This window comes from Chitinophaga alhagiae, assembly GCF_003568665.1.
In the GTDB taxonomy this organism is placed as follows: domain Bacteria; phylum Bacteroidota; class Bacteroidia; order Chitinophagales; family Chitinophagaceae; genus Chitinophaga; species Chitinophaga alhagiae.
On record NZ_QXMH01000002.1, the window covers coordinates 939,863 to 964,811 of the forward strand.

At 54.1% G+C, this 24,949-nt stretch carries 15 protein-coding genes and 1 pseudogene; 15 read left to right on the forward strand and 1 reads right to left on the reverse strand.

What is annotated here, in order from left to right:
• Positions 1-3: 3 nt before the first annotated feature.
• The 13 genes and pseudogenes from D3A97_RS14690 (at position 4) to D3A97_RS14745 (ending at position 21,649) form a co-directional block, all read left to right on the forward strand.
• Positions 4-2,124: a cation:proton antiporter gene (locus D3A97_RS14690; protein WP_119079229.1), complete on the forward strand. Its 2,121-nt coding sequence runs from the start codon at positions 4-6 to the stop codon at positions 2,122-2,124.
• A 192-nt stretch (positions 2,125-2,316) separates the two neighbouring features.
• Positions 2,317-2,892 carry an RNA polymerase sigma factor gene (locus D3A97_RS14695; protein WP_157986547.1) on the forward strand — a complete coding sequence of 192 codons (576 nt, stop codon included), beginning with the start codon at positions 2,317-2,319 and terminating at the stop codon, positions 2,890-2,892.
• A gap of 62 nt (positions 2,893-2,954) precedes the next feature.
• Positions 2,955-4,133 carry a FecR family protein gene (locus D3A97_RS14700; protein WP_198674005.1) on the forward strand — a complete coding sequence of 393 codons (1,179 nt, stop codon included), beginning with the start codon at positions 2,955-2,957 and terminating at the stop codon, positions 4,131-4,133.
• 144 nt (positions 4,134-4,277) lie between these two features.
• Entirely contained in the window at positions 4,278-7,637 is a 3,360-nt protein-coding gene (locus D3A97_RS14705) for a TonB-dependent receptor (RefSeq protein ID WP_119079232.1), read from the forward strand.
• 12 nt (positions 7,638-7,649) lie between these two features.
• Positions 7,650-9,191 carry a RagB/SusD family nutrient uptake outer membrane protein gene (locus D3A97_RS14710; protein ID WP_119079233.1) on the forward strand — a complete coding sequence of 514 codons (1,542 nt, stop codon included), beginning with the start codon at positions 7,650-7,652 and terminating at the stop codon, positions 9,189-9,191.
• Positions 9,192-9,236: 45 nt separating this feature from the next.
• Positions 9,237-11,153 carry a sulfatase-like hydrolase/transferase gene (locus D3A97_RS14715; protein ID WP_119079234.1) on the forward strand — a complete coding sequence of 639 codons (1,917 nt, stop codon included), beginning with the start codon at positions 9,237-9,239 and terminating at the stop codon, positions 11,151-11,153.
• Positions 11,154-11,750: 597 nt separating this feature from the next.
• Positions 11,751-12,224: pseudogene (locus tag D3A97_RS25425) on the forward strand (alpha/beta hydrolase); the annotation flags it as partial.
• A 2,499-nt stretch (positions 12,225-14,723) separates the two neighbouring features.
• The gene (locus D3A97_RS25430; RefSeq protein WP_438830698.1) at positions 14,724-15,002 is read left to right on the forward strand and encodes a T9SS type A sorting domain-containing protein; all 279 of its coding nucleotides are present in this window, start codon (positions 14,724-14,726) and stop codon (positions 15,000-15,002) included.
• A gap of 79 nt (positions 15,003-15,081) precedes the next feature.
• Positions 15,082-15,891 (forward strand): AraC family transcriptional regulator, encoded by an 810-nt coding sequence (locus D3A97_RS14725; RefSeq protein WP_119079236.1) that lies wholly within the window; start codon positions 15,082-15,084, stop codon positions 15,889-15,891.
• A gap of 79 nt (positions 15,892-15,970) precedes the next feature.
• Complete coding sequence (locus D3A97_RS14730; RefSeq protein WP_119079237.1) at positions 15,971-18,436, forward strand: TonB-dependent receptor; 2,466 nt, start codon at positions 15,971-15,973, stop codon at positions 18,434-18,436.
• Positions 18,437-18,516: 80 nt separating this feature from the next.
• The gene (locus tag D3A97_RS14735) at positions 18,517-19,431 is read left to right on the forward strand and encodes an alpha/beta hydrolase (protein WP_119079238.1); all 915 of its coding nucleotides are present in this window, start codon (positions 18,517-18,519) and stop codon (positions 19,429-19,431) included.
• An 8-nt stretch (positions 19,432-19,439) separates the two neighbouring features.
• Positions 19,440-20,078 carry a hypothetical protein gene (locus D3A97_RS14740; protein WP_119079239.1) on the forward strand — a complete coding sequence of 213 codons (639 nt, stop codon included), beginning with the start codon at positions 19,440-19,442 and terminating at the stop codon, positions 20,076-20,078.
• Between the two features lie 5 nt (positions 20,079-20,083).
• On the forward strand, positions 20,084-21,649 hold the full coding sequence (locus D3A97_RS14745; protein ID WP_119079240.1) for a right-handed parallel beta-helix repeat-containing protein: 1,566 nt from the start codon (positions 20,084-20,086) through the stop codon (positions 21,647-21,649).
• Between the two features lie 21 nt (positions 21,650-21,670).
• On the opposite strand, the gene D3A97_RS14750 is transcribed toward D3A97_RS14745, so the two are convergent.
• Positions 21,671-23,071: a sialate O-acetylesterase gene (locus tag D3A97_RS14750; RefSeq protein ID WP_119079241.1), complete on the reverse strand. Its 1,401-nt coding sequence runs from the start codon at positions 23,069-23,071 to the stop codon at positions 21,671-21,673.
• Between the two features lie 139 nt (positions 23,072-23,210).
• Between D3A97_RS14750 and D3A97_RS14755 the strand changes: the two genes are divergently transcribed.
• Positions 23,211-24,056, forward strand: coding sequence for a helix-turn-helix domain-containing protein (locus D3A97_RS14755; protein ID WP_119079242.1), 846 nt, complete (start codon positions 23,211-23,213; stop codon positions 24,054-24,056).
• Positions 24,057-24,164: 108 nt separating this feature from the next.
• Positions 24,165-24,947, forward strand: coding sequence for a hypothetical protein (locus D3A97_RS14760; RefSeq protein WP_157986548.1), 783 nt, complete (start codon positions 24,165-24,167; stop codon positions 24,945-24,947).
• The last annotated feature ends 2 nt before the right edge of the window (positions 24,948-24,949 follow it).

The following is a 24,949-nucleotide window of genomic DNA, read 5'->3' on the forward strand; positions in this document are numbered from 1 at the left end:
TGTATGTCATTGCTGAGTATAGGGCATCTGAGCCTCCCGATAGAGGACCCGCTATTGAAATTCCTGCTTGAACTGATCATAATCCTTTGCGCACCGTTGCTGCTCAACAAGATCAAGGTGCCGCACCTGCTGGGCCTTATCATTGCCGGCGCGCTGATAGGGCCGAACGGGTTCAACGTGCTCTCGCGTGACAGCAGCGTGGTAGTGACCGGCACCACCGGCCTGTTGTACATCATGTTCCTGGCGGGCCTTGAAATAGACATGGGCGATTTCAAGAAGAACAAGTGGAAGAGCATCACGTTTGCTGTTTACACCTTTGCTGTGCCTTTTGTATTGGGCTACCTGGGCGGCTATTATATACTCGGGTTCAACGTGCTTACTTCCGTGCTGTTTGCCAGCCTTTTTTCTTCCCATACGCTTATTGTATATCCCTACATCAGCAAAATGGGCATCTCCAAGAACCTTTCCGTTAACATTACGCTGGGCGGCACCATGATCACGGACGTACTGTCACTACTGGTACTGGCGGTAGTGGTGGGCATGACGCAAGGTGAGGTAGGAGCAGGTTTCTGGGCGCAATTGTCAATATCCATGGTAGTGTTTGTGGTGGTGGTGCTGGTGGTGTTCCCGCTAATGGGGAGGTGGTTCTTCAAGGAGGTGCAAGACAAAATATCGCAATACATCTTTGTGCTGGTCATGATATACCTGGCGGCGCTGCTGGCGGAAATAGCCGGTGTGGAAGCTATCATCGGCGCATTTTTTGCCGGCCTTGCCCTGAACCGCCTCATTCCCCGCACCTCCACGCTCATGAACCGCGTAGAGTTTGTAGGCAACGCCATTTTCATTCCCTTTTTCCTGATCAGCGTGGGCATGCTGATAGACTTCAAGGTGTTCTTCAAAGGCTGGGAAACGCTGGGCGTAGCAGCCGTAATGCTGGTGGCGTCAATTGGCGGCAAGTACCTGGCGGCCATGGCCACAAAAAAAACCTTCCGCCTGAGCAGGGATGAAGGCCGCCTGATCTTCGGGATGAGCGCCGCCTCGGCCGCGGCTACGCTGGCATCGGTAATGGTGGGTTATAATATCATCCTGTACGAAACCGCGGCGGGCGAGCCGGTGAGGCTGCTGAACGAGCATGTGCTGAACGGCAGCATTTTACTGATCCTGATCTCCTGTTCCATTTCGTCTTTCGTGTCTATGTCCAGCGGGCAACGCATTGCGGAAGCAGACAATGAGAACACCGTGTCCGGCAACACCCAGGAACGGGAACACATCCTGATGGCCATGAACCACGAAGAGACCATAGAGCGCATGGTGAACCTGGCCTTGCTGATCAGGGGCAAGGGAGGCGCCAGCCGGCTCTTTGCCCTCAATGTGATCAACGATGAGAAGAACGAGTCTTCCGTGAAGAACGCGGAAAAGATACTGCATCATGCGGTAGACACCGGCGCGGCGGCAGACGTGGAGGTAACCCCGCTGACGCGGTACGACAGTGATGTAACAGCAGGTATCGGTAACGTGATCAAGGAGCAGAAGATCACAGACCTGCTCATTGCCTTGGAAGGAGAGAAGGGATTTGCTCCCTCGTTTGCCTACAACCTGTACAACGGGTACCTGCAGAACGATCATGTGAATGTGCTGGTATACAGGGCACGGCAGCCGCTTTCCACCATCAGGAAGTATACCGTGGTAATCCCGCCGAATGCGGAGAAAGAGCCGGGTTTTTTCCACGCGCTTTTGCGGGTGTGGAACATAGGCAGGAACACCGGTGCGCAGATGATCTTTTATAGCAGCGAAGCCACTACCCGCATATTGAACCGGATACTTGCAAAAGCAGGCATAGAGGCGGAAATGCGGACAATGGGCCATTGGCGGGAAGTGGAGAAGATAGCCGGGGAACTGGCTGAAGACGAAGGGCTGATAGCCATGATGGCCAAGCGGGGCATGGTGTCCTATACGCCTGACATGCGGTTGATGCCCGATTTCCTCAACCTCCGCCTGCCTAACCATAATTACCTGCTGATATTTCCTTTTTCGGAAGAAGAGGGGATGGTGGAAAAAAGGGCTGTCAGCAATCACCGGGACTTTATGGAGATCGGGAACGTGATCAGCAGGTTGTTCAGGTAGAGCGCCCGCAAAAGCCACCGTAATAATTATGTCCATCAATAAAAAAGGAATATCTATTTTTTTTAAGGGAAAAGTTCACTTACTTAGGAGTAAATTTATCCGCTGCCTGGCGGATAATGGTATGGCAGCCGGATGGCACCTTTGTACTGACGTAGCCCGCTTTGCGGGGGCCAATCATAAATTACACTTGTTTTGATCAACGAAGAATTGCATGTAGACGAGGGGGCGCTGTTTAAATTAATTGCGCTGGGAAACGAGGAGGCGTTTGAAACGCTCTTTCGCGGTTTCCTGCCAAGGCTTACGCCTTTTGCCCTGCGGCTTACCGGTAACGAAGAAGTGGCGCGGGAAATTGTGCAGGAGGCGTTCATGCAGCTGTGGCTGGGGCGGGACAAGCTGGAAGATGTGAAAAACCCCGCCGGCTGGATCTTTACGGTCACCGCCAGGCTCTGCTACAAGTTCCTCCGCCGCAAGGTGCTGGAAGAGGCGCCCCGCCCCGGGCTGGCGGGAGAAGAGGCCACCCATGACCATTACGCGTTCCGCGAACTGAAAACATTGATACACCAGGCCGTGCTGAACCTCTCGGGCCAGCGGAAAACGGTCTTTTTGCTCAGCCGCGAAGAAGGGCTTTCCATTCCTGAAATAGCCAGCCAGCTGAACCTCTCCAGCAATACGGTCAAAAATACCCTGGTGAGCGCCCTGAAACAGATCAGGGAGCACCTCAAGGCACATGGCTACCTGATGCCCTGTGCCATCTTCCTCTGGCTTTAAAAAAAAGTTTTGCCGGCCATTAGTCCTGAATGGCTGGTTGCGGTACATACCTGTATATCATCATGAAAAATAAAGAGCAGATAAAGGAACTGTTGCGCCGGTATATGGACGGAACAACCGGAGACGCCGGGCAACAGGCGTTAAAGGAGGTTTTGGCCGATGACGGTATGGAGGAAGTGGTAGTAGCTGCCTTGCAGGAGCTGGCCGCGGAAACGGGCAGTGACGCGGCAGCGGTGCCCGGCGAATGGCACGGCATGCACAAGACCATTACCAGCGTAGACAAGCCCTTTCTCCCGCGCACGAAGCGCCTGCCGCTCTTTAAAACATGGGGATGGGCCGCGGCCGCCGCTGTATTGCTGGCTGTTGCCGGTTACCGGTGGCTCGGTACGGAAAAGGGAACGCAGCCCGTTGTGGCGGTACTACCCGTGCCGGACACTACAGCCATTTCTCCCGGTGCGTACGGGGCCGTGCTGACCCTGGCAGACGGCAGCACCGTGGTGCTGGACAGCCTGGGAGAAGGCACTATTGCCGCGCAGGCAGGGGCGGTTGTGAAGCTGGCCGGTGGCCAGCTGGCTTATGATGCCGCAGGCGCAGGCGGCGAAGCGGTCTGGAATGCCATGACCACCGCACGGGGCAAACAGTTCCGGCTGGTGCTGCCGGACGGATCGCGGATATGGCTGAACGCGGCCTCATCTATCCGTTACCCCACCTCCTTTACCACCGGAGACCGTGTAGTGGAGCTGCAGGGCGAGGCTTACTTTGAAATAGCCGGCAATCCGCAGCAGCCCTTCCGCGTAATCCTTGACCCTGAAACGGAAATACAGGTGCTGGGCACGGCGTTCAACGCCAGCAACTATGAGGGCGGGGGCGGAATAACCCGCACCACGCTGGTGGAAGGCGCCGTGAGGATCAGGTCTTTCAGCCAGTCGCAAACGCTGAAACCCGGCCAGCAGGCATTGACCGCGCCGGGGAAAATACAGCTCATCAGCGGTGTAGACACGGAGCAGGTGCTGGCATGGAAAAACGGGCTGTTCAACTTCAACGGCGTTGGCATAAAAGAAGTGATGCAGGAGCTGGAACGCTGGTATGACATAGATGTGAAGTATGAAGGCGCGGTTACCGCGGAGAAGTTCAGGGGCGGCATGCAACGCGGCCTGCAGCTGTCAGAAGTACTGGAAAGTTTAAAATATATGGGGGTAAAATGCCGCCTGGAAGGCCGCACGCTCATTGTATCGCAATAGAAAATAACTCTCTGATAACTATACCATCCACGTTAGGATACGAATGCAGTACCGGGAAGGCTTTTACGGGCCTTACAGGCTACCGGTACATTCAACCAGGCATACATTAGAGCCTTTATTCTTATCACCAAATGATTGCACACTATGCAAAAATTCCACTTTCTGCAGTGGCAGGGCTATGCGCGCAGGCGCCGTACTAACAGCGTTATTTCCAGGGCTAACCTGATGCTGTTATTGCTGCTATTTTTCTTTCTACAATCAGCCGCCCGCGGCTTTTCGCAGGTAATCCGTTTTTCAGGCAAGGAGGTGCCTGTTGAAGAAGTATTCCTTGCGGTGAAAAAACAGACAGGCTATGTGTTCTTCTACAAGGAGTCTGTTATCAAACAGGCAAAGCCGGTCACCATCACGGCGCAAAGTATGCCGCTGGAAGCATTTCTCCAGGAAGTATTCAAAGACCAGCCGCTCACCTATATTATCCGCAACAAAACGGTGACCGTAAAAGAACGTGAAACAGCGCCGGCCCCGCCGCCCGTACCGCAGGCGCCTGTAAAGGGGCGGGTGGTAGACAGCAACGGAGCACCGGTACCCGGCGTTACCGTGATGGTGAAAGGTACCCGCAAAGGTACTGCCACAGACCAGGAAGGCCGCTTTACTATTGAAGCGCCCGAGCGCGGGGTGCTGGTATTTTCCAGCATCGGGTTCAAACCCCTGGAGCTGCCCGTTACGCCGGGCAACAACAGCCTGCAGGTAACCCTGGAAGCCAGTGTAGGCGCCATGGAAGAAATGGTGGTGGTGGGGTATGGCGCGCAGAAACGCGCCAATGTAACGGGCGCCGTGGCCAGTCTTGATTTTGACGAACTGAAAAACGTTCCTCAGTCCAATACCATGAACATGCTCTCAGGCCGGTTGCCCGGTGTTGCCGTGGTGCAGCCCGGCGGCCAGCCGGGAGCGGATGAAGGAGAAGTGCTGGTACGGGGCACGGGCACGCTCAACGATGCATCTCCCCTTGTGATCATTGACGGGGTGATGGCCACCACGCGTGACCTGGGCAACCTTACACCGCAGGAGATCGAGACCATCAGCGTGTTGAAAGATGCTTCTTCCGCCGCCATCTACGGCGCCAGGGGCGCCAACGGCGTAATACTGGTCACTACCAAACAGCCCGGCGTTAAAAAGCTGCGGGTGGGGTACGACTTTTACTACGGCCTGCAAAAGGCCACCTATCTTCCCCGGTTCGTGGAATCGTGGCAGTGGATGACCCTGAACAATATTGCTACAAGAGCTACCAACTATGCCCCCCGCGTTATTGAAGACGTGAAGAACGGCATATTGACAGACTCGTTTAACAACGTGCAATGGTTTGACCATGTTTTCAGAACGGTGCCCATGACCAACCATTCCATCTCCCTTTCGGGCGGCAACCAGCTGGCCTCTTTCCAGGCCAACGTGGGTTATCTTGACCAGCAGGGCATCATGCACGGTACTTCCGCCAAAAGGTATACCTACCGTGTAAATGTAAAAGCGAACATTTCCCCCGTGCTCAGCGTAGGGCTGAATACCTGGGGCTACCTGCAGCGGCAGCACGAGCCGGGCACAACGCCCACCGCCATCATGAACCACACCAATATGGCGCTGCCTATTACCCCGGTATATTTCTCCAACGGCAAGTGGGGCGTGTACCACCCGGCGCACCCCGGCGGCAATGACCCCGCGCGGGTGGTGAACAACCCCCTGCTGTTCACCACCATTGGAAGAAACGATGTGGATGACAACAAGACCAACCTGCAGGGGCATATTGAATTGAAGCCGCTTGCGGGGCTGAAAGCCAGGACCATGATCGTTTACTCTAACAATAACCGGTACGGGGAAGCGTTTATGCCCACTTATTCCTACAGTGCGTTCAATGACCAGCCGGTATTGTTCAGCAACCGCTCCAATCTCCAGAACAGGCAGGACGCTATTTCACAGCTACAGGTGCAGACAACCCTGAATTACGCAAAAACGCTGCGCAAGGTGCATGACCTGAACCTGCTGCTGGGGCATGAGTACAATGCCTATGATTCCAGGTATTTCCTGGCCAGGGGATATGATCTGCCGGACAATGACCTGCAGGTGCTGGACAGGGCCGTTACCGACTACAATATTGCCGGCAGCAAACAGGCCTGGCGGCTGCAGTCTTTCTTCGGGCGCGTCAACTATGCGTTTGACCAGAAGTACCTCTTTGAGGCCAACCTGCGTATTGACGGTTCTTCCCGTTTTTCTGAAGGGAACCGGTACGGGTTTTTTCCTTCCTTTTCCGCCGGCTGGGTGCTTTCCCGGGAGTCTTTCCTGGAGGGGCTGTGCAACGCGGGCATAGACCTCCTGAAGCTGCGCGGCGGCTGGGGGCGTGTGGGGAACGACAGGATCGGGAACTATGCTTCGTCTCAATACCTCAACCTGGACAACATGTATGCCATTGGCGGGCAGATACAGGCCGGGGCGGCCATTACCGCCTTTGGCAACAAAATGCTGCAATGGGAGTCCACTACCACTACCAACATCGGCATAGACATGGCCCTGCTGAAAAACAGGCTGTTCGTGAATGCGGACGTATTTGACAGGCTTACCAGCAATATCCTCTACAACCTGCCTGTACCGCCTTCTTTTGGCAATGTGACCCCCAGCGTGCAGAACGTGGCGGCCGTATCCAACAAGGGGTGGGAGCTGGGCGTAACCTACCGCACCACTGTTGGGAAGGTCAACATCAACGCCGGCGCCAATGTGGGTTTTGTCAGGAACCGGGTGGAAAGCCTGAACACGCGTGAAGCGATCAGCGGCAAGTTCATTCTGCGCGAAGGACAGCCCATCAATTCGTTCTTCGGTTACGTGTATGAAGGTCTGTTCCGCGATTCCGCGGACCTGCAGGCATATCCCAAATATTCCCTGAGCGGCCCCAAGATAGGCGCCATGCGGTTCAGGGACGTAAACAAAGATGGCATGATCTCCGAAGCAGACCGTACCGTACTGGGATCTGCCAATACGCCCTACACCTACGGCGTTACCGGCAGCCTCTCCTACAAAGGCATTGACTTCAGCTTTCTCCTGCAAGGGGTGCAGGGAAAAGATATGTACATCTATGACAACGGCAACCGGCCTGGCAACGCGGGCAATTCCAACTACTGGAAAGAATGGTGGGACAACCGGTATGATCCCGTAGTGAACCCCGGCGGCAACTGGCCCGCCATGATCAGGAACTCTTCCGAGCCGGCGGCAACTTCTTCTTTCTGGATACAGGACGCATCTTACCTGCGGGTGAAGAACCTGGAGCTGGGTTACTCCCTGCCGGCGTCAATATTGAAGAAAGTAAAGCTCTCTACCTTCCGGCTGTATGTTTCCGGGCAAAACCTGTTCACGTTCTCGAAACTGATCAAACAGCTGGACCCCGAGCGGAACAATACCGTGGTGGTCAATACGGCGTACCCGCAAACCAAAATACTGAGCTTTGGCCTGAATGCTTCACTTTAAACTGATCCTACCATGATGTTACAAATAAACCGACTACTAGTGAGCATCTTCCTGCTATCCGCCGTGCTGGGAGGATGGGGATGCGGAAAGAATATAGAGATATCCAACCCTAACCAGTTATCAGAAGAGAATTTCTGGAGGAATGAAAAAGACGCACTGATGGGGTTGAACGGGGTGCTGGACGCATTCCAGCATAACCAGTTTGCCGGTAAGTTTTACCGGGAATTTGATAACCTGACAGATAATGCCATCACCATTTCAGGCGCGAGCTGGGCGGAGATAGAGTCCAGCTTCCATACGCCCGCCACCGGGCGCGTGTTGAACGCATGGACGGTGTATTACACCGTGATCAACCGCGCCAACCTGCTGATAGCCCGCGTAAAGGCCATGCCGGCGGAGGGCATCAGCGATGGGGCACGCGCGCGCATCATTGCGGAAGCCTCTTTTCTGCGGGCCTACGCCTACCTCGACCTGACCATGCTTTGGGGCAACGTGCCGTTTTACCTGGAGCCGCTCAATGCATTTGACGAAGGCGGCCCGGCCGCCCAAAGATCAGTGATAGTGGCCGCCATGGAAAAAGACCTGGAAGACAACATCCCCCATCTGCCGGTCAATATCCCCGGCGCGGAAAAAGGAAGGATCGGGCGCGGTGCGGCGGTGGCCCTGCTGGGTAAATACTACCTGTTCAACAACGAACCGGGCAAAGCCGCGGGAATGCTCAAACCGCTGATGACCGCTCCGTATGCCTACAACCTCTTTCCCAGGTTTGACCTGCTCTTTACGCTAGACGGGGAGTTCTCCGCGGAAAGCCTGTTCGAGATCAACTTTGTGTCTGGCGGCATAGACAACGGCGAGAGCTTTTCCATCAGGGTAGATACCATGCTGACGCCGCTGGTGCCCCAGGCCAACTGGCGGCCCACGCCCAACCTTGTCAATTCTTTTTTATGTGCGGATGGAAAGCCTATACAGACCTCCGCCTTGTACGGCCCGGCGTCACCCACATACAACGCGGCCAAACCGTATGAAGGCCGCGACCTCCGCCTGCGCGCGTCTGTTCTCACCAACGCAGACGTAACGCCCGGCGGCAAAAAGATATGGGCATTTACCAACAACATACCGTTTGCACCCAGGAAATACTTTACGCTCACCTCCACACAATACAACGGCGGGCCGCAAAACTATTACATGATCCGCTATGCGGAAGTGCTGCTGATGTACGCGGAGGCCGAGAACGAGGCCGCAGGGCCCAATACCGATGTGTACACGGCCGTGAACGAAGTACGCCGGCGGGCGGGCGTAGCGGCCTGTCCGGACGATCTTACGCAGGAGCAGATGCGCCAGTACATCCGCAACGAACGCCGCTGGGAGTTTGCCTTTGAGCACCAGCGCTACTTTGACCTGCTCCGCTGGCGCATAGCGGAATACGTGATCCCGCCCATAGGAGGCGTAAAGGTCTTCACGGCGCCGAAAGATTACCTTTGGCCATACCCCCAGAACGAAATGGACAATAACCCGGCCCTGAAAGCGCAGGGGCAGAATGAAGGATGGCAATAGGCTAGCGCCCGCACAAAACGAAACCAGATCTCTAAATGCCAAAATATGCATAGAATCAACATAACCGGTATTTTCCTGCTGATGCTGTTCCTGGGGAGCCATACCGTCAGTGCACAAAACAAAAGGCCCAATATACTATGGCTGGTCATTGAAGACACTTCCCCGCAGTTTATTGGCTGCTACGGGAACAGCCAGGCTAAAACGCCTAACATTGACGCCCTGGCCAAACAGGGCATCCGGTTCAGCAACGCGTTCTCTACCGGAACGGTCTGCTCTCCCAGCCGCTCCGCCATTATAACCGGCGTGAGAACGTACGAGCTGGGCACCGGCAATCACCGCAGCAATTATCCGTTGCCTGATTTCATCAAAGGCTTCCCTTATTACCTGCGGCAGGCGGGGTATTACACCAGCAACAATAAAAAAACGGATTACAATACGTCTTCCGCCGGCAGAATTACTCGTGAGGCCTGGCATGAAAGCTCCGGCAAGGCCGGATGGTGGAACAGAGAGCCGGGCCAGCCCTTCTTTGCGGTGTTCAATTTTGAAGATTCCCACCAGTCGCGCACCATGACCAACCCTTACTACCTGTACCAAAAACAGGTGCTGGAACTTTTGCCGGAAGAAAAACAGGTAGCCGCCAAAGACATTGCCGTACCGCCTTTCTTCAGGGATTCGGATTCCATGCGCAAACAGCTGGCCAGGATCTACAATGGCATTGGCCTGGCAGATCACCGCATCGGCAAGGTGCTGGACAGCCTGCGGAAAGATCACCTGCTGGACAGCACCATCATCTTTTTTTACGCAGACCATGGAGAAGGCATGCCCCGCGCCAAAACCAACGGCATAGACCTGGGGCACCGGGTACCGTTCATTGTCTGGTTCCCGGAAATGTACAAACACCTGTCTCCCTGGGGCACAGGCGGTACCGTAAGCGCAGACCTGGTATGCTTTGCGGACCTGGCGCCCACGCTGCTGCAGCTGGCCGGCGCCACCATTCCCGGTTATATGAAGGGAAGAGTGCTGCTGAGCAAAAACGCCACCCCGGCGCCAGGCAGCATGTTGCTTTCCAGTGACGGCTCCGAAGGCGTATCCGAGCTGTGCCGTACCGTTACCAACGGCCGTTACTCCTACACCCGGGTATTCATGCCTTTTATGCCCGAGCTTTTTTACAAGAAGTATTTCGATTATAGTGACATTATGCAGCTCATGCGCGCAGACCTGAAGAATAACCTGCTGGGAAAAGAACAGAAAGCGCCGTTTGAAGAACGCAGCCCGGAATATCTCTTTGACATCAGCAAAGACCCCTGGCAAATGCATAACCTGGCAGAAGACCCGGCATTCCGGGAAGTGGTGGCGCAGATGCGCGCGGAAATGAACGCGGGCATTCTGCGGGACAAAGATGTATTGTTCCTGCCGGAATACGAGCTGGCGCGCATCTCTGAAAAAAGCACCCCCTACGTATTCAGAGAAGACAGTACCCGCTACCCCGTACGCCAGGTGCTGGACGCAGCCTCTCTCTCCGGTTTGCGCAGCCCGGACGCATTGAAACGGCAGGTTGCGCTTCTGGGCTCGCCGCAGCCGTACGTGCGCTATTGGGCCGCCCTGGGGCTCAAAAGCCAGGGCGCGGCCGTAAAGGCATACGCCCGCCAATTGAAGGCCGCCCTGAAAGACAACTATCCGCCCGCGCGGGTAGTGCTGGCGTCTGTATGTTACGATCTCCTGAAAGACGGTGAGGCCGAAGCTATCCTCAACCGCGCCATAGGGGATGATAACATGCACCTGTCAAGGCTGGCCATCCAGATGGCACAGTACCAGCAGCACCGCAACGCGTTTGTGCCCGCGGTTACCAGGGTGATAACGGAAGTGGAGCAGAAGAAGAGGAAACCCGGCGCCAGGGAGGCGGCAGAGATGTTCCTCTACAGTGTAAAGGGCGCACCCCTGCATTACAATGCTTTCTGGTAAAGATCATCCTGATTCCATATCACATAAATACCATCCACTACCATGAAAAAACTCTACTTGATGTTAGCTGCCTGGGTAAGCGGAACACTGGCTTACGGGCAATCATTTAAAGAAACCATCGGCAACGTGGCCGTTACGCCCACCGCTATTGCCACGCATGCCGCGGCCAATGGCTTTGCCAACAACTGGCTGTCTTTTTCAGGTACGGCAGACCTCCGGCAAACCAACGTTTCTTCCGGCTATGCGCAGGCATCCGGCCAGGGCAACGTATATCTATCCAAGCTGTCTGTGAACTTCACTATCGGGAATATCAATACCACCGCTATTGCCATGCCCGCGCTGGCATTTGGCATGCGGAAAGCGGGAGATGCGGACAATGGCGCAGAAGTGATAGTGGAATATTCCGTTAACGGCGGCAGCAGCTGGACGGCGCTATCCCTGCCGCCGCTCCCCACCGGCGCCGCTACCGCGGGCTGGCATTACAGGGTGGCGGGCGGTTTGCCGCAAGCGTCCGCGCTGATGCTTCGTTTCAGGAAAAATGCGTCAGACAATTTCTATTTCCTGGACGACTTTTCGGTGAATAACAAAACGGCCCTGATGAACAACGTAGCCTATCAGACCTATACCTATAAAACCGTTGATACCACTACGCTGCAGCTGGACGTGTTCCTGCCGCCGGAGCGCGTCAGCATAGACAGCCTGGCGCCCGCCATGGTGCTGTTTCACGGCGGCAGCTGGCAGGGCGGCTACAAGGAGATGCTGCATGAGCAATGCCAGTATTTTGCCAAGCGGGGCATGGTGACCGTTACCGCCAATTACCGCTTCAGGAACAGCAGCGGCACCGGCATGGAAACTACCGAAGAGATCTGCATCCGCGATGCCAAGAGCGCCGTGAGATGGGTGAAACAGCAGGCGGCCGTGCTGGGCATTGACACCGCCAGGATCGTGCTGGCCGGCGGCTCCGCAGGCGGGCACCTTGCCACCATGACATCCGTTAACCAGCAGGACAATAACGACTCAACAGATAATTTGTCTATTTCCACCCGCGCCAAAGCCCTGGTGCTGTTCAATCCCGCTTACCGGCATTTTACAGCGCCCAAATTATTGCCGTATAACTATATTCATAACGAGGGAACACCTGCCATATTTCTATATGGCGGTTTAGATAACTGGAAGCCCGCCGGTGACATGCTGTACAAGGCTTTCAATTTCCACGGGGCAGATGCGGAAATGTGGGTGGCAGACGGCGCGGGCCATGGCTTCTTTAACAGCGCGTACTGGCGGTTGCCCTGCAACCTGCTGGCAGATAACTTCCTGACCGGCCTGGGCCTGCTGGATAACGAAGGGTACAGCTTTCCCCTTCCTGTAGACGATACCCTGCACCTGCAAGCGCCTTACACCTTCCAGCCCGCACCTTTCCGTGAAACGTTCGGGCAGGCTGCAACCGCCGTTACCAACATGATGCAGCACCAGGTGAGCCAGGAGTATGATAACGACGGGCTTTATTTCTCCGGTGTTGCAGACATCAGGACCACGCTCACCTCTTCCGGGTACGGCAACGCCTCCGGCGGCGCCAACGTGTTCCTGTCAAGGCCTGATGCCAGTTTGCGGATAAGCGGCATCAACACGTCTGCCCTTACAGCCCCCGTACTGGCCTTTGGCATCTATAAAGGAGAAGACAGCAATACAGGCGCGGCCCTTGCCATAGAATACACTATAGACGATACAACCTGGGTGCCGCTCTCCATGCAGCCGCTGCCTGATGCGGCGGGCAGCGTTGGCTGGTACTACCGTGCGGTAACGGGGCTGCCCGCAGCGCCCCAATTGAGCATCCGTTTCAGGAACAGCGCCAGCGCGCACTACTTCTTCCTGGACGATGTTACGGTCGAAGACAGCGCCGCCCTTGCCCCGCTCGCTATCCGTGGTGTGAAATGGCGGCAGGCCGGGGATGAGGAGTTTTTGCAAACTACCGTTAACTGGTGGCTGGCAAAACCGGCCGGCTCCACCAAGCCGGGCGTATTGGCCGCCCTGGCCACCAAAGCGAACGCGGTAGTGCTGCGGGTTGACCGGGCAGACCGTTTCAAGCCGGATACGGCCGTGAATTTCAACAAGGCGATGGACGAAATTGTGGACGCCATCGTAAAAGCAAAGAACAACAATGTGCCGCTGGACATATACCTGTGGGGAAGAATATGGCTGGAGCGGGATGGCGCGCCCAATTTTGGCACGGCAGACGCCAGCGCGGCGGCGGTACGGGACTGGTTTACGCCCGTGCTGAACAAAGCCCTGGCCGCCGGCGTGCTGGACAGGATCAAGGGCATAGCCCTGATAGAGACCAATTGTGACAGAACGCAGGACGTGAAAGACTACGCGCTGCGCATTGCAGACAAGTTCAACGGCGTTACCGCCTGGAAGGACGCGGCCGGCCGGCCTTTCTTCCATACCCGTACCCTGATGGTGCCCGGCGCGGCTTTCGGCATGGACTTCCGTAACGTTGGCAATGGCGGCGGCGCTTTTTTTGACAGCATCAGCACCAAATGCCGCAACTTCTCCTTCATCTACAAACTGATGCAGGGTACCCACGAAACAGTTACCGGGCCTGAGTATGACAGCGTACTGGTGAATGGTACCTACCGGTCATGGGTAAACGACATGGAAAAGAACGATGCATCTTTTTCCGTAACAGACCGGAAGGCCTACCTGAACTATTTCGGGCTCAGCGAGCTGACGGCGTATGTGAACACCTATAAGGACACGCATCCAACAGCCGCCAACATCGTTTTTTGGGGAGACAAGTGGGACGGTATCAGCCAGACGCAGCCCATGACCAGGCAGGCATTGCACAGCCTGCTGGTGCGGAACGGGGGAGAAGAGCCCGTGGCCACCAATACCAGCTACTTTTTCACGCTGGCGGCCAATCACACGTCCAACACATCCGCCGCAAAATTCTACCTCCTGGATACCACGCTGGCGCCTAACCAGGTACCCGGCTGGACGGGTATATCCGCCTCCGCGGAATGGGACAGCTGGCCGCTGGCCAACCGGGGCGCCATGCCGTTTGCGGAAACCGGCGGTACCGTGCCCGGCAGCCTCTCCGCCACGCAAACCAACGGGCGGTTTGACAGCAAAGCCCTGCTGCTGAACTTCGGCGGCACGGCAGACCTCAGGAATACCACGCCCTCCACGGGGTACCCGCTGGCCTCCGGGGGCAATGCCTTTTACTTTAAAAAACCGGGCGCCTACCTGCAGATCAACGAATTGAACACGGCGCTGCTCCCCCAGGCCAGCGTTGCTTTCGGGATATACAAAGATGACACTACCGCCACCGGCAGTGACCTGACGGTGGAATATTCCACAGACGGTAACAACTGGTCAGCGGCGTCATTCAGCCCGCTTCCCGCAGGCGGGGGAACAGCAGGATGGTACTACCGCGTGGCGGATGGCCTGCCGCTTGTTACGGCGCTGCATCTGCGGTTCGTGAAAGACAGTTCCGACAACTTTTACCTGGTAGATGATATCCTGATACATGATACGGACTCGGTCAGCGAAGGGTCGTTAATGGCGCCCGGCATGCTCAGCGCAATAAAACAGCCCGGCCAGGCGCGTGCCGCCGGTGTAACGCTGTACCCCAATCCGGTACATGACGAGCTGTATGTGACTTACCCGTTAACCGATGCAGAAACAATATTGACCGTAGGCGGTATGGACGGCAAGCTCCATTACCGCAACAAACTGCTGCCCAACAGTACAACGTGCAAGGTATCCCTGGCAGGGCTGCCGCCTGGCGTATACTGGCTGTCTATCCAGGGAAAAGGGGCGCCGGTAGTGCGCAAGATCGTGAAATACTGACAGGCCCCTGGGGATGAGATATGGCCGGGCTTGAATCTCATCCCCAGGATGCTTATCTTGACGGTAATTATCAAAAGAGATGAACAACATCCCGATCAAATCTAAAATTACCGGGGATAGCCTGTTTAAGATCAGCATGATGAAAACGGTGATCAAGCCAACAAGGCCCCATCGCCATGCGGATTACCATGAATTTATTTTCCTGGATGAGGGCTCGGGGTTTCATGATATAGGCGATATGAGCTTTGAGGTGACGCCGCCCGTGTTTTTCTACATAAAGCCGGGGCAAACGCATTGCTGGAACTTTTCAGCACTGCCCAAAGGGTACGTGCTGCTGTTCCGGGAAGACCTGCTGCTGAAAGAAGATATAGATACCTTATTTGACCTGCCAGCCCATATTCACCTGGGAGAGCAGCCCCGGCTGTTCCGCCTGTTGTCAGACCTGCGGGAAGAGTATGAGGCCGCCGGGCAGGGCCGTGCGGTGTACAGCGCCTATCTTCATCTATTGATGGCAAAGATCAAAGTGCTCTCCGGAACAAAAAACAATGTGCAGACGTTCTCGGACGGGCTTTTCCAGCAATACAAACGGCTGGTGAACGATCATTTCCTGGACAGCAGGCAATTGAATTTCTATGTCAGCAAGCTGAATACCACCACGGGCACATTAAACGATATCTGTAAAAGATCGTCCGGTAAAACGGCCTCTGCCGTTGTGAACGAACGCGTTTTGCTGGAGGCCAAAATGTTGCTGTCCGCTACGGTCAGGCCGGTCAAAGAAATTGCGGCCGTGCTCAGGTTTTCCGATGCGCCGCACTTCGTCAAGTTTTTCAGGACGTACACTAACCTGACCCCCGGCAAATACCGGGAACTGGCGCTTTCAAAAAAATAATTGTACAACAATTGCCATGAATGTTACAACCGCGGCTTGCGGCAGGGGAGTATATTTGCGATGATTTTTTGATTGACCGATGAACATCAGACCGCTTATCCTTTCCGTTTTCCTGTGCGCTGCACAGGCAGCCCTTGGGCAAAAAGCCGCTGTTACAGGCACTATCATAGATGAAAAAGACGGCCTGCCGCTGGAATATGCCAGCGTTGCCGCCTTCAGGGCCGGAGATTCTTCTCTGGTGACCGGCGCGGTAACCAACGCAAAGGGCGGTTTTGTGCTGGAAAAACTGAAACACGGCAACTACTATCTGCGGGTTTTGTTTATGGGGTACGGAACGAGGTACGTGAGTAACATAACCCTGGCGGAGGGGCAGACGGCCAGCCTGGGCAAGATCGCTCTCAGCCGGGGAAGCGCCCTGCTGAACGAGGTGAACGTTACCGGCCGGGCGGCAGATGTTGCGAACAGGATCGATAAACAGTCTTTCCGCGCCGGGCAGTTTGAATCGGCAAAAGGAGGGAACGCCATTGACGTGCTGAAGAACCTGCCCTCCGTATCGGTGAATGGTGAAGGCAGTATCAGCGTGCGCGGTTCTACAGGCTTCCTGGTATTGGTTAACGGGAAACCGGTGATCACAGACGCGCAGACCGTGTTGAGCCAACTGCCCGCAAACGCCATTGAGAACATTGAACTGATCACTTCACCTTCTGCAAAATATGACCCTGACGGCAAGGGCGGTATCATCAATATCATCACCAAAAAAGGCGCCACAGACGGGTTCAGCATTGCAGCAAATGTAATGGGGGGATTGCCGAGTACCACAGACCATGGCAACAAGGAAAAACCGAAACGTTTTGGCGGCGACCTGACCATCAACTTTAAAAAGAACAAATGGGACGTTTCCGTTGGCGGCAACTATACCAGAAATGACAATGCCGGCTACCGCGAAGGGGATGTCTACACCAAAAACTTCGATACAGGTATCATGACCCGCTTCCCCTCCAATGGCGAGAGAAGTTTTGATAAATACAATTATGCCAGCCGTGCGTCCGCTACCTTTGCGCCGGATACGAACAATACGGTTTCCGCAGGCTTTTTCATTGGTAAAAGGTACCAGGCCAGGCTGGCAGACATACTCTACAACAATACGGCCTCCAACCTTACTACCGGGGAGCTGATCAGAAGCACCACTTATTTCAATTCCAACCTGCAAACCAAACAGGGGAGTTTTTACCTCGGCAACGTGGATTATACCCACCGGTTCCGGAACAGATCGGCCCTTACCGCTTCCGCGCTGTTTGAAAGCGCCCGGCTGTTTGGCAATACCAGCAACAAGAACGTGGGCTACCCGGAAACTGCGCACGTGTTGCAGGAAGTATTCAATCCATACGAAAACCCTATTGACGGGTACCGGCTCAAGCTGGACTATGTGATCAACATCGGGAAGGGGAAGCTGGAGAGCGGCTACCAGTTCAGGCATGATACGCAGAACGGCAAGTTCGATTACTTTGTAACGCCCGCCACCTCTCAGCCGGATGCAGACCGGTTCCGGGGATCTGCCAGCACCAGGAACCAGGTCAACGCTGTTTACACCCAGTATGCAGGCAACTGGCAAAAGCTGGAATACATAGCCGGTTTGCGGTACGAATATGCTGCCAGAACAGTAAAACTGTCTTACGACCCGGCGCCCCACGAGCTTGATCTCTCCAATTTATTCCCGTCTGCCAACCTGCTGTACAACATCGGCAACGGGTGGAAAGCAAAGGCAGGGTACAGCAAAAGGATACAGCGCACCAATAATTTCGAGCTGAACCCGATACCCGAACGGGAGCATTCCGAAACGCTGGAGCAGGGAGACCCTGACCTGCTGCCTTCTTTCATAGACCTGGCGGAACTGGGGGCCATCCACAATTTCAATAAAGGGTCGTTCTTTGCCACCTTGTATTACCAGCACGTTAAAAATCCCATACAGCGGGTCAACAGCGTGTATGCAGATACCATTTTAAACCGTGTGTTCACCAACGCGGAAGCGGCGCGTACATTTGGCCTGGAGGCGGGGACCAACCTGCAGCCAACGGCGTGGTGGGACCTGTACCTCGGGGGCAATCTTTACAACTACAAGATCAAAGGCAACCTGAACATCCTGGGCGTCAATTCAACGGTCAATAACAACGCCTGGGTATATTCCATCAATGCCAATACCAGCTTCAAACTGGGGGCAACATGGAACCTGCAGGTGAATGTCAACTACCTTTCCGCCAGGCCTACCGCCCAGGGAGAAGATTCCCGCTTCCTGGTGCCCAATACTTCCCTGAAAAAAACGTTCATGAACGGGCTGCTTTCAGCCACCCTCCAATGGCAGAACATGGACCTTGGCATGCGGCAAACGCAACGCCAGCGCATCACCACCAGCGGCCGTGATTTTTATACCACCACCAACTACATCTACGAAACAGACGTGTTCCTGATCAACCTGGGCTTTAACCTGAACAAACTGAGCGGGAGGTCCAAATTGCCCAACAGTGAATTTGGGGATAAGGAATTCTAAGGGAAGCAATTCCCGGTAACGTACACGGAAAATCAGAAAAAGATAATTATCTTGGCCCATATCAACCTAAAATCCACACTATGGGGCCATTGATCTTATTAACAAAACGGTTGCTTTCCGTTCAGGGGGCCAATGCATGGAAGAAGCTCACAGGGGCCTGTTTTTTCCTGGGCGGACTGGCCATGCCTTCCGCAGGGCAGGCGGCCACGGGGCCGCTTCCTGCGGACAGTGCGTACACGGTACAAGTGATAAGGAACGTCCGCTACGCGCCGCAACCCGATTCCATGAAAACGGATACTTCGTCAGACCGCCTGCTGGACCTATACCTTCCCGCGGTAAAGGGTAAATTGCCCGTGCTGGTGTTTGTTCATGGCGGAGGGTTCAGCGGCGGGGATAAACGGCAGGTAACGTCTTTGTGTACAAAGATCGCCTCAAGGGGTATTGCAGTGCTGTCTGTCAACTACCGCCTCTTCCTGAAACACCATAAAATACCCGGTGCAAGCGCCAGTGCCAACATGGCCGCGGGGCTGCCGGCGGCGGGCGCGTTCAACCCGGCGTTGCAGCATGCCGTGGAGGTGGCTTCGGAAGATGCCCAACTGGTGTTCAGGTGGATTGGCAGCCACGCGCGGGAATACGCTTTCAATAAACGGAAAGTAGCCATATCTGGCGGGTCTGCGGGAGCCATGACCTCGTTGTATACTGCTTATGCTTCCCGGCAGAAAGTGCTGCCGGTTGGCGCGGTGGTCAACCTGTGGGGCGGGCTGCCCGATGCCGGGGTTATTGAAAAGAACGCGCCTCCCTTGCTCACTTTCCATGGAGACAAGGATAAACTGATCAATGTTGCCTACGCGTATGCGCTTGACAAACAGATGAAGCAGCTGGGCAATGTTTCCGAGCTGCATGTGATGGAAGGAAAGGGGCATGCGGCCTATAAAGAGATCGAACTGCATTATGTTCCGGAGGTGGCCGCATTTGTAATGAAGCACCTGAAATAGTTTTTTTCATGATAAACAAACTGACATCCTTGCCGCTGGTATTGTTCAGCATGTTGTGGGCTACCGTTTCCATGGGCCAGAAAGCGGGGCAGACGGTGGGGTATATTGACGGGTTGCCCGTTACCGCTACGGAAGTCAAAAGGGAAATGATGAACGCCAGGTGGCAGCAGGCAGACGGGAACACGGAAGCCGTTCACCAATTGGCGGTAGCAGCGCTGGTGCGCCTGAAAGTACAGGAAAAGCTGCTGCTGGGCGAAAACCTGTGGCCATTCAAAACGTACGCTGCTTTGCTGGGCGAACTGCAAAAGACCAACGCCGCCCGGAAGGCAAAGGGTGCAGTATACGTAGGCCCGCAAACATACACGGAAGACGACTTCTATCAATATTGCCTGAACAATGCCGTGATCGTTCTCAAGGAAAAGATGCTGGAAAACAAACGCATTGCGGTGAGCCATGCTGACCTGGAAGCACAGTTCCTGGAGATGAAGAAAACAGTGTACAAGGCCGAAAAATATACGCTGGAGCTGTATGAGCGGCAGGTATATGATGCCTGCGTAGAGAAGGCGTATGCAGAAATGATCGATCAACTTTCGGCGGAAGCGGTCAAAAAGATCGATGCCGCAAAATTAGCAAAGGTCCAATTGTAATAACTATGAACCGTAACGCATATGTATGCTGCCTGGCGGCGCTGCTATTTTTGACCATGATGGCGCAGGGGGCGGCCATCATTACCGGAACGGTGTATGTAGATGCCCGCTCCGGTAACGACGCCAACAGCGGGCGCTCTCCCAAAGCCGCCTGGAAGAGCCTGGAAAAGCTCAATAACACTACGTTCGGCCCCGGCGCAACCATCCTTTTAAAGGCCGGTTGCCGGTGGACGGGAAGCCTGCACCCCAAAGGCTCCGGCACTGCCGCTGCCGTTATCACCCTGGGCATGTATGGCAAGGGGCCCAAGCCGCTAATTGACGGCGGCGGCCTGGTGGGCAGGGGCGTGCTCTGCCTGCATAACCAGGAATACTGGGAGATCAGCCACCTGGAACTGGTGAATTTTTCCCCCGAGCCGGGAGACCGGCGGGGCGTAGAGATCAATGCGGCGGACTATGGTACCGTAAATCACATTTACCTCAGGGACCTGGACATTCATCATATCAGCGGCATAGTGGGGCATGGGGATAAGGAAAAGCGCACGGCCGGTATCCATATCAACACCCTCAAAGACAAAGTAAAGGCTACGCGCTTCAACGATATCCTGATAGAAGGCTGCCATATTCATCACATAGAGAACCAGGGAATTGCTACCAACAACGATGTATCGGTATCCAACTATCCCGGTACGCCGGAGTGGGAGGCCAGAAAACTCACCAACCTGGTGGTCCGCAACAACGTGATCCATCACATTTCAAAGAATGCCATGATCATCCGGCTAACAGAAGGCGGCGTGATAGAGAACAACCTTTGTTATGAGACCGCCATTGCCATCACCGGCAATACCATCTTTTCCCGTACGGTAAAAGGTACCGTGTTCCAGTACAACGAAGGTTTCCTGAACCGCTCGCCGGATGCGGACGGCAGTCTGTATGACCCTGATATCAACAGTCCGGGTACCATCTGGCAATACAGCTACAGCCATGATAATGCCCACGGGCTGGTCTGGTTCTGTACCGATAAAAAAGATGACAGCATTGTAGTACGGTACAACCTCAGCGTTAATGACCGCGGCGCGCTGGTATATTTCAACTATCCTTTCCGCGGCGTGGCTGTATACAACAACGTCTTTTATATTGGCCGGCACCGGGCGCCGGTGATCATCCGGGAAAAAAGCACCGCCAGCCATACCTACAGCTTTGAGAACAACATTATTTACAACCTGGGCCAAAAGGCGGTATACGGCCTGGCTGTTGACGGCAAAGGAAAACAGGAGCGGCACTTCGGCCACAACATATTTTTCGGGCTGCACCCGGAGGGAGAGCCGGGCGGAACAAAGTTGGTGACCGACCCGATGTTCATCAACCCCGGCTGCATGTTCCCCGACATAAAGGGTTATGACGGGTACCGGCTCAAGGCAGGCTCACCGGCGCTGGGAGCGGGAAAACCGGTACCAGACGATGGCGGCCGGGACTTTTACGGCAACAAGCTGGAAACCGGCGCCGCAAGGTCCATTGGTATCTATGAAGGAACGGGCATCACTGTCCCGGCCGGCAGGAAGTTACCGGATTAGCGTACGCTCATTTGTTGCTGCTTACCAGTTGTCTGTACGGAAAGAAGAAGCCGGCAAACCTTCCGTATTAAAAAGCTCCCCTACGAACCAGTCTTTAAAAGCATACCGCACTGCCACCGGTTTTTTTACCTGCTCAGACCGTACGCGAATACCCGTTCCGGTTATTTTAGCTTCGGCAGCATGAAAGACCTTATCCTCACCTGCAATTTCGAACAAGGTCAGGTCTTTGGCGCCTGCATACAAACCATTTTTTGTATGATCGAAAGTGAGGTCAACAGTGTCATTATTGATCTTCATTGACTTGTAAGCCGGGCCCTGATACGGAAGCTGCCCGATCCCGTAGTCACGTGCCAGTGCGCAGTAGGCCAGGCGTTTGGCAACGGTCATTTTGTCTGGCGGATGAATGGAGTGTTCTTTTCCAATATCTGCGGTTACCGCCATGGCGGAATTGGGTATTATTTTCAGGGCCTGCAACTGTGCTTCCCTGAGGTAGGGCGAGTTATTATCGTTATCATATTTGTATGGCGCAATCTGCACATAATAGAACGGCCATTCCCCGCAGTTCCAGCGTTTGCGCCAGTCGGTCACCATAGACAGCATTTGCTGGGCGTACGGCTGCGCGTTTTTCCGGTTGGCCTCTCCCTGGTACCATAATGCCCCTTTGATGCTAAAACCGGCTATGGGGTTGATCATGGCATTATACAGTACCGTGGGGCTGTTCTGGTTCAATTTTGTACCGTCGCCGGGAGCCGGTATTTTGACAGAAGGAAACTCCTGCAGGCTGGAGGCGCTCATCCATGCTTCAATGCGGGTGCCGCCCCAGGAAGTGTGAATGATACCCACCGGTACATCCAGCCGCTCCTGGATGATCCTGGCAAACAGGTACGCAACAGCGCTCATTTCGCTCACGCTTTCTACATCCGCTTCCTCCCAGTGAAGGGCTTTGGCGTCGAATTGGGGCTGGTCAGACAGCTGGCGGGTAACCTGGAACAGCCGGATGTTAGGGTTCTTCGCGTTTATCAGCAGGTCGGTAGAACCTTCTATGGGCTGGTTGCGGAAGCCCTTCATGGGCATGGACATATTGGACTGGCCGGAACAAACCCAGACCTCCCCGATGAGTATGTTCTTCAGCACCAGTTTCTCTCCATCGTCAAAAGTGATGTTGAAGGGGCCACCTGCTGCCGGGGTACTTACTGAAACGCGCCAAAGGCTGTCATTTCCCGCCTGCACCGTGTACGATTTCCCGTTCCAGCTGGTGGTGATCTTCACCTTTGCCGCCGGGCGCGCTTTTCCCCAGAGCGCGGCGTTCGTTTTTTGCTGCAATACCATGTTGTGATCGATGACGGCCGGGAGAATTACCTTGGCATTGGCGGCCATGTTCATCAGCAGGAACAGGCCAATACATGATTTAATTCGTTTCATACGTGTTATTGATAAGGATATTTTTTTGTAACAGTAGGGCCAAAGTACTCAATATATTTGCTTTGTGCAAATGTAGTACATATGAGAGGCCACAGCCGGCAAAGTTTTATTATCTTTATCTGGTATCCAGGTTTAGCGAATGGGTTTTTTAGAAACATATCGCCCATGTGAAGCGCTGCAAGATGTAGTAGCGCTTTATTGGCGTTCCCGCTGTGACCTGGAACAGGCCCTTGTGCAGGAAATGTACACCCCAACTTTACAAGCCCTGACCTTCAATCTGGGAGGTAGATATGAAGATATTTTGCTGGAGGAGGAATGGATGCGAATGGATAAATATTGTTATGTAATTGGCCAGCCGCTGTCTAAACGTGTCTCCCTAAGCAACCCTAAAGGAATAGATATATTAGGCGTTAAATTTACCCCGCTAGGCTTGTACCTGCTCACAGGTATAGATATGAGGCATATTTCAGATAAAATTATCGATGCCGGTGATATATGGGCTCTTGACATTCCATTGCTATACGAAGAGATCTTGAGTAAAGGGACTACGCTGGAACAGATCGGTGTAATAGAGCATTTTCTCATAAGGAAGCGGAAGCAGCATAGCCGTTGTGAAAAGGCCCATATGGTCCGCCATACACTGGAATTGATGGCGCATAAAAGGATATTCTCTGTATCGCAGCTCAGGGAAGACAACTTTGTTACCAAAAAAACATTTGAGCGGTATTTCCTGAACCATATAGGCGTTACCCCTAAACAATATGCCAACATTTGCCGGTTTAACAATGTTCGCGCTTATCTGGACAGTTCATTGTCAGAACCTGATTGGCACGAGGTGGTCGTATCTTTTGGTTATTACGATCAGAGTCATTTGATAAGGGACTTCAAACGATATGCAGGAAAGACCCCTAAAGAATACTTTTCGCTAATACCTCATGCCGTACATCCGAAAGTAGTGGGCGGCCTGAAACAGATCCTCACTTAATTTTTGTACTCAAGATTGATGTTATCCCCGATTGTCTCTTTTATACAATGGGAAGGCTGCCGGTTTCCCTAATTTGCTTTCAATTTTTGAAGGAATAAATATTTTGAAATGAGAAAGCATCTGTATTATTTTATGGGAGTCATGTTATGGGCATTTAGTTTTTCCTCCTGCAGCAAGAAGGACAAGTGTGATCCCGAAGATAGAGATAGCCCTTGTTATGCCGGGGGCGGGGCAGGAGTGAAGCTCTTGCTGACCGAAGATAAAGTAAATGGTGAAGTGCTCGCAAAATTCGAATATGACAGCCAGAACAGGCGGACACGGTATATACTTGGTAGCGGCACCATTGAGTATAGCTACAATGGCAAAGGGTTTCTTTCCGCTACAGTATATAAGGACCTGACGGGAAAGATCACTCACCGCGAGGATTATACATATGGCTCGGATGACAAACCCGTGTCTATGGTGATCAATGATCTGAACGATAAGGATAATATACCGATTGATGTACAGTACACCTACTCCAGGAACAAAATAATAGAGACCTCAATTCCCCGGCGTGCAGGAGCGGCCATTACAACAAACACCTATTTGTTCAATGAGCAGGGAAACCTCACCGATGTTATAACTGTTACGGGCGGGGTAGAATCTACCAATTCCTGGGCCGAGTTTGATGACAAACCCTCCGCAGCAGTGCATGGCGACCCTTACTACTGGAAAAATTCCAAAAATAATGCGCAGCGCTTCCGCGTAACGTCGTCCGTGTTCAATCTTGAGCAAAAATGGGTTTATACCTATAATGCAGAAGGTTATCCCATTAAAGCGCTCATATATAATAATGGTGCGGAAGATGTGGCCGAAGAGCATGTTTTTAGTTACAAACCAGCTAAGTAGCT

What these genes read in the sequence shown, in the direction of transcription:
- D3A97_RS14700 (WP_198674005.1), top strand. Translation starts at nt 2,955, where the DNA reads ATGAAAAATAAAGAGCAGATAAAGGAACTGTTGCGCCGGTATATGGAC.
- D3A97_RS14710 (WP_119079233.1), top strand. Translation starts at nt 7,650, where the DNA reads ATGATGTTACAAATAAACCGACTACTAGTGAGCATCTTCCTGCTATCC.
- D3A97_RS14730 (WP_119079237.1), top strand. Translation starts at nt 15,971, where the DNA reads ATGAACATCAGACCGCTTATCCTTTCCGTTTTCCTGTGCGCTGCACAG.
- D3A97_RS25430 (WP_438830698.1), top strand. Translation starts at nt 14,724, where the DNA reads ATGCTCAGCGCAATAAAACAGCCCGGCCAGGCGCGTGCCGCCGGTGTA.
- D3A97_RS14740 (WP_119079239.1), top strand. Translation starts at nt 19,440, where the DNA reads ATGATAAACAAACTGACATCCTTGCCGCTGGTATTGTTCAGCATGTTG.
- D3A97_RS14725 (WP_119079236.1), top strand. Translation starts at nt 15,082, where the DNA reads ATGAACAACATCCCGATCAAATCTAAAATTACCGGGGATAGCCTGTTT.
- D3A97_RS14755 (WP_119079242.1), top strand. Translation starts at nt 23,211, where the DNA reads ATGGGTTTTTTAGAAACATATCGCCCATGTGAAGCGCTGCAAGATGTA.
- D3A97_RS14690 (WP_119079229.1), top strand. Translation starts at nt 4, where the DNA reads ATGTCATTGCTGAGTATAGGGCATCTGAGCCTCCCGATAGAGGACCCG.
- D3A97_RS14705 (WP_119079232.1), top strand. Translation starts at nt 4,278, where the DNA reads ATGCAAAAATTCCACTTTCTGCAGTGGCAGGGCTATGCGCGCAGGCGC.
- D3A97_RS14750 (WP_119079241.1), bottom strand. Translation starts at nt 23,071, where the DNA reads ATGAAACGAATTAAATCATGTATTGGCCTGTTCCTGCTGATGAACATG.
- D3A97_RS14735 (WP_119079238.1), top strand. Translation starts at nt 18,517, where the DNA reads ATGGGGCCATTGATCTTATTAACAAAACGGTTGCTTTCCGTTCAGGGG.
- D3A97_RS14760 (WP_157986548.1), top strand. Translation starts at nt 24,165, where the DNA reads ATGAGAAAGCATCTGTATTATTTTATGGGAGTCATGTTATGGGCATTT.
- D3A97_RS14715 (WP_119079234.1), top strand. Translation starts at nt 9,237, where the DNA reads ATGCATAGAATCAACATAACCGGTATTTTCCTGCTGATGCTGTTCCTG.
- D3A97_RS14745 (WP_119079240.1), top strand. Translation starts at nt 20,084, where the DNA reads ATGAACCGTAACGCATATGTATGCTGCCTGGCGGCGCTGCTATTTTTG.